5 protein-coding genes and 1 pseudogene are annotated in these 5,315 nt (G+C 62.5%); 2 read left to right on the top strand and 4 right to left on the bottom strand.

The genetic code is table 11. The features are described 5' to 3' along the window. Nucleotides 1–139 precede the first annotated feature (139 nt). The 4 genes from tuf to rpsL form a co-directional block, all read right to left on the bottom strand. Nucleotides 140–1,315 carry an elongation factor Tu gene (gene tuf, locus EOA28_RS23965; protein ID WP_040983039.1) on the bottom strand — a complete coding sequence of 392 codons (1,176 nt, stop codon included), beginning with the start codon at nt 1,313–1,315 and terminating at the stop codon, nt 140–142. A gap of 65 nt (nt 1,316–1,380) precedes the next feature. After that, nucleotides 1,381–3,471 (bottom strand): elongation factor G, encoded by a 2,091-nt coding sequence (fusA, locus tag EOA28_RS23960; protein ID WP_095818141.1) that lies wholly within the window; start codon nt 3,469–3,471, stop codon nt 1,381–1,383. Nucleotides 3,472–3,498: 27 nt separating this feature from the next. Beyond that, nucleotides 3,499–3,969: a 30S ribosomal protein S7 gene (gene rpsG, locus EOA28_RS23955; RefSeq protein WP_027170372.1), complete on the bottom strand. Its 471-nt coding sequence runs from the start codon at nt 3,967–3,969 to the stop codon at nt 3,499–3,501. Nucleotides 3,970–3,978: 9 nt separating this feature from the next. Then, the gene (rpsL, locus tag EOA28_RS23950) at nt 3,979–4,350 is read right to left on the bottom strand and encodes a 30S ribosomal protein S12 (RefSeq protein ID WP_006202128.1); all 372 of its coding nucleotides are present in this window, start codon (nt 4,348–4,350) and stop codon (nt 3,979–3,981) included. A 461-nt stretch (nt 4,351–4,811) separates the two neighbouring features. Between rpsL and EOA28_RS23940 the strand changes: the two genes are divergently transcribed. Together EOA28_RS23940 and EOA28_RS23935 are read left to right on the top strand one after the other, a co-directional pair. Continuing rightward, entirely contained in the window at nt 4,812–5,093 is a 282-nt protein-coding gene (locus EOA28_RS23940; protein WP_040983044.1) for a hypothetical protein, read from the top strand. Between the two features lie 78 nt (nt 5,094–5,171). Further along, a pseudogene (locus EOA28_RS23935) lies at nt 5,172–5,315 on the top strand (gfo/Idh/MocA family oxidoreductase); the annotation flags it as partial.

Genomic DNA, 5,315 nt, shown 5'->3' with positions numbered 1-5,315 from the left:
CCCCTCGGGTACAACTCATACTAGTTCCAGCGACGATGCTTGCAACAGAATTGAGCTTGCCGGCCCGATACTGCTTCCAAACGAAAAGGGCGGCCCGAAGACCGCCCTTTCCTTGTCGAACCGGCAACGGCCGGATCGATTACTCCTTGATGGTGACGACGATGCCTGCACCGACGGTGCGGCCGCCTTCGCGGATGGCGAAGCGCAGCTTCTCTTCCATCGCGATCGGCACGATCAGCTCGACGTCGACGGTGATGTTGTCGCCGGGCATCACCATCTCGGTGCCGGCCGGCAGCGTCACGATGCCCGTCACGTCCGTCGTGCGGAAGTAGAACTGCGGACGGTAGTTGGTGAAGAACGGCGTGTGACGGCCGCCTTCGTCCTTGGTCAGGATGTAGGCTTCGGCCACGAACTTCTTGTGCGGCTTCACCGAGCCCGGCTTGGCCAGAACCTGGCCGCGCTCGACGCCCTCGCGGTCGATGCCGCGCAGCAGCGCGCCGATGTTGTCGCCGGCCTGGCCCTGGTCGAGCAGCTTGCGGAACATTTCAACGCCCGTGCAGGTCGTCTTGGCGGTCGGACGGATGCCGACGATCTCCAGTTCCTCGCCGACCTTGACCACGCCGCGCTCGACGCGGCCGGTCACGACCGTGCCGCGGCCCGAGATCGAGAACACGTCCTCGATCGGCATCAGGAACGGCTTGTCCAGCGGACGAACCGGGGTCGGGATGTAGGCGTCGACCTGAGCCATCAGCTCGCGGATGGCGTCCTCGCCGATGGTCTTGTTCGAATCCTCGAGAGCGGCCAGAGCCGAGCCCTTGACGATCGGAATGTCGTCGCCGGGGAACTCGTTCTTCGACAAAAGCTCGCGAACCTCGAGCTCGACCAGCTCGAGCAGCTCGGCGTCGTCGACCTGGTCGACCTTGTTGAGGAATACCACGATCGAAGGCACGCCGACCTGACGGGCAAGCAGGATGTGCTCGCGGGTCTGCGGCATCGGGCCGTCGGCGGCCGACACGACCAGGATCGCGCCGTCCATCTGGGCAGCACCGGTGATCATGTTCTTCACATAGTCGGCGTGGCCGGGGCAGTCGACATGGGCATAGTGACGGTTGGCCGTCTCATACTCGACATGCGCCGTCGAAATCGTGATGCCGCGCGCCTTCTCTTCGGGTGCCGCGTCGATCTGGTCATAGCGCTTGTATTCGCCAAAATACTTCGTGATCGCCGCCGTCAGCGACGTCTTGCCATGATCGACGTGGCCGATCGTGCCAATGTTCACATGCGGCTTGGTGCGCTCGAATTTACCTTTTGCCATGTGATCTCTCCAATCCTGCTTGCCCGTGCGGGCCTTGAATTAAGGTCTCGTGCAACCCGCTCGAGTTACGCGTATTTCTTCTGAACTTCCTGGGCGACCGCGGTCGGAACCGGCTCGTAGTGGTCGAACTGCATCGTGTACTGGGCGCGGCCCTGCGACATCGAACGCAGATTGTCGACGTACTTAAACATGTTCGCCAGCGGCACCATTGCGTTGATGACGACGGCAACGCCACGCGCTTCCTGACCCTGGATCTGGCCACGACGGCCGTTGAGGTCGCCGATGACGCCGCCGACATAATCTTCCGGCGTCACGACCTCGACCTTCATGATCGGCTCAAGCAGCTGCACGCCGAGGCGCGGAGCGGCTTCCTTAAAGCAGGCGCGGGAGGCGATTTCGAACGCCAGCACCGAGGAATCGACGTCGTGGAAGGCGCCATCCACGAGGGTCGCCTTGACGCCGATCATCGGGAAGCCGGCGAACGGGCCGGAACCCATGACGCTGTTGATGCCCTTCTCGACGCCCGGGATGTATTCCTTCGGAACCGCACCGCCGACGATCTTGGACTCGAACACGAACTCTTCGCTCTCGGTGTTCGGCTCGAAGATGATCTTGACGCGAGCGAACTGGCCGGTACCGCCGGTCTGTTTCTTGTGCGTGTAATCCTGTTCGTGCGTGCGGGTGATCGTCTCGCGATAAGCCACCTGCGGCGCGCCGACATTGGCTTCGACCTTGAACTCGCGGCGCATGCGGTCGACGATGATGTCGAGATGCAACTCGCCCATGCCGGCGATGATGGTCTGGCCCGATTCCTCGTCGGTCTTGACGCGGAAGGACGGATCCTCAGCCGCCAGGCGATGCAGCGCGAGGCCCATCTTTTCCTGGTCGTTCTTGGTCTTCGGCTCGATGGCGATCTGGATGACCGGATCGGGGAATTCCATGCGCTCGAGGATGACCGGGTGCAGCGGATCGCAGAGCGTGTCGCCGGTGGTCGTGTCCTTGAGGCCGGCCAGCGCAACGATGTCGCCGGCATAGGCTTCCTCGATGTCGGCGCGCGAGTTCGCATGCATCTGCAGCATGCGGCCGATGCGCTCCTTCTTGCCCTTGACCGTGTTGTCGAGCGAGGTGCCCTTGGTGAGTTTGCCCGAATAGATGCGGGCGAAGGTCAGCGAACCGACGAACGGGTCGTTCATGATCTTGAACGCCAGCATCGACAGCGGCTCGTTATCATCGGCATGACGCTCGATCTCGGCGTCGGTCTTGGCGTCGACGCCCTTGATGGCCGGCACGTCGATCGGCGACGGCAGGTATTCGACGACGGCGTCGAGCAGCGGCTGCACGCCCTTGTTCTTGAAGGCCGAGCCGCAGAACATCGGGAAGAACTTGACCGCGATGGTGCCCTTGCGGATCAGCGCGCGGATCTCGTCGTTCGACGGCATCTTGCCTTCGAGATAGTTCTCGAGCGCGGTCTCGTCCATCTCGACGGCGGCTTCGATCATCTTCTCGCGATACTGCTCGGCCTTGGCCTTGAGGTCAGCCGGGATCTCGACGACGTCCCAGGCGGCGCCCAGGGTCTCGTCGCGCCAGACGAGCGCGTTCATCTCGACGAGGTCGACGACGCCCTTGAACTCGGTCTCGGCGCCGATCGGCAGCTGCATGACGACCGCCTGCGCGCCGAGGCGCGAACCGATCATCTCTTCCGAGCGGTAGAAGTCGGCGCCGATCTTGTCCATCTTGTTGCAGAAGATCATGCGCGGCACATGGTACTTGTCGGCCTGGCGCCACACGGTCTCGGTCTGCGGCTCCACGCCGGCGTTGGCGTCGAGGAGCGCGATGGCGCCGTCGAGCACGCGCAGCGAACGCTCGACCTCGATGGTGAAGTCGACGTGTCCGGGGGTGTCGATGATGTTGAAGCGGCGCATCTTGCCGTCACGACCCTTCCAGAAAGTCGTGGTCGCGGCCGACGTGATGGTGATGCCGCGTTCCTGCTCCTGCTCCATCCAGTCCATGGTGGCAGCGCCGTCATGGACTTCGCCGATCTTGTGCGACTTGCCCGTGTAGTACAGGACGCGCTCGGTCGTCGTCGTCTTGCCGGCGTCGATATGCGCCATGATACCGAAATTGCGGTAGTCTTCGATCTTGTATTCGCGGGCCATGGGAGGTGCCTCTCAGTCTCTTTCGCGTTACCAGCGGTAATGCGCGAAGGCGCGGTTGGCTTCCGCCATCTTGTGGGTGTCTTCACGTTTCTTGACGGCGGTGCCGCGGTTGTTGGCCGCGTCCATCAGCTCGCCCGAGAGGCGGTCGACCATGGTGGTCTCGTTGCGGTTGCGGGCCGCGGCGATCAGCCAACGGATGGCCAGGGCCTGGCGGCGCTCGGGGCGCACGTCGACCGGAACCTGGTAGGTGGCGCCGCCGACGCGACGCGAGCGCACTTCCACATGCGGCGCGACATTGTCGAGCGCCTGGTGGAAGACGGTGACCGGCTCCTGCTTGGTCTTGGCCTGGACCTGATCCAGCGCGCCGTAGACGATGGTCTCGGCTACCGACTTCTTGCCGTCATACATGACGGCGTTCATGAACTTGGTGACGATCAGATCGCCGAACTTGGGATCCGGGTTGATCTCACGCTTTTCTGCACTGTGACGACGGGACATGGGAAACCCTTACTTCGGACGCTTGGCGCCGTATTTCGAACGACGCTGCTTGCGGTTCTTCACACCCTGCGTGTCGAGCACGCCGCGGATGATATGGTAGCGGACGCCCGGCAGATCCTTGACGCGACCGCCGCGGATCATGACCACCGAGTGTTCCTGAAGGTTGTGGCCTTCGCCGGGGATGTAGCCGATCACTTCAAAACCGTTGGTCAGGCGAATCTTGGCCACCTTGCGCAGCGCCGAGTTCGGCTTCTTCGGCGTCGTGGTGTAGACGCGCGTGCAGACGCCCCGCTTCTGCGGGTTCTGCTGCATGGCCGGGACCTTGTTTCGCTTCACCGGCGCCAGGCGCGGCTTGCGGATCAGCTGGTTGACGGTAGGCATTAAACCCTCTTGTCTCTCAATTCCGTGTCTGCCCTGTCAGGGCCGCTAAAAGCGTCATTTCCATACGCGAATTCGGGCAACACACCGCGTCTCGCGGTCCTGCCCGAACAAATTGCAGAGGAAGCGGAAGCCGCTTCATGCGCGCCGGAAATGTCTTTTCGCTCGTAAAACGAACCCTGTTTGAGACAAACTCCAAAGCGTGTCGCCTCGGAAAGGCTGGTCTCACATCGGTTCTGACGTCGCGGCTTCTACTCGTAAGGCCATTGCCCGTCAACCCCGCAACGGCAAATATTGCGGTCAATTCGAGGCTTGGCAGCCATGCGCAAAACGCATGTAATTTTATTGCGCCTTTTTTCAAGAGCGAGGAAGAAAGTGACCGGCTTGCGGCTGTCTTCCGCACTGGCTTCGTGCCAAAACGCGGCTTGAGCCGGACCTTGCGCCGGAAAACGAGGAATCAGCCCGTGAACGACAATGAAGAACGGCCGGTCACCATCATTACCGGACGAGTCTGGCGCAAGAAGGGCGGCAAGCCCGAGGGCGTGCATGTGATGCTGGTGGCGCCCGACGATGATTCTGCCGTGCGCCGCGCCCTCGAATCGCTCGCCGCCGAGGGATTCGCGGAGGCCGAGCTCGACCAGATCGGCGACATGGAAGGCGAGCCCGACGAGGAGCCGCATCTGTCGGCCTATCAGGGCGCGCTGGAAGGCGAGGTGTCGATCGTCACCTTTGACGAGCCGTTCTGATATAGCCGGCGGCACAACGTCCCTCCCCGACCACCCCTAATAACCTGAAGCCAGCCATTCTTCTTTTCCGGAGTTCCCATGACCAGCAATCCCATCAAGCTCGGCATCGTCGGCGTGGGAAAGATCGTCCGTGACCAGCATCTGCCGGCAGTCGCCAAAGACGGCGACTATCAGCTCGCCGCCGCGGCCAGCCGCCATGGCAAGGTCGACGGTATCCCGAAC

The organism is Mesorhizobium sp. M2A.F.Ca.ET.067.02.1.1 (genome assembly GCF_004023285.1).
Lineage (GTDB): Bacteria > Pseudomonadota > Alphaproteobacteria > Rhizobiales > Rhizobiaceae > Mesorhizobium.
This window is presented reverse-complemented; position numbering and strand designations above follow the sequence as displayed.

Excerpts from the sequence above, each read along its gene's own strand:
- fusA (WP_095818141.1), bottom strand. The coding sequence starts at position 3,471 with ATGGCCCGCGAATACAAGATCGAAGACTACCGCAATTTCGGTATCATG.
- tuf (WP_040983039.1), bottom strand. The coding sequence starts at position 1,315 with ATGGCAAAAGGTAAATTCGAGCGCACCAAGCCGCATGTGAACATTGGC.
- rpsG (WP_027170372.1), bottom strand. The coding sequence starts at position 3,969 with ATGTCCCGTCGTCACAGTGCAGAAAAGCGTGAGATCAACCCGGATCCC.
- rpsL (WP_006202128.1), bottom strand. The coding sequence starts at position 4,350 with ATGCCTACCGTCAACCAGCTGATCCGCAAGCCGCGCCTGGCGCCGGTG.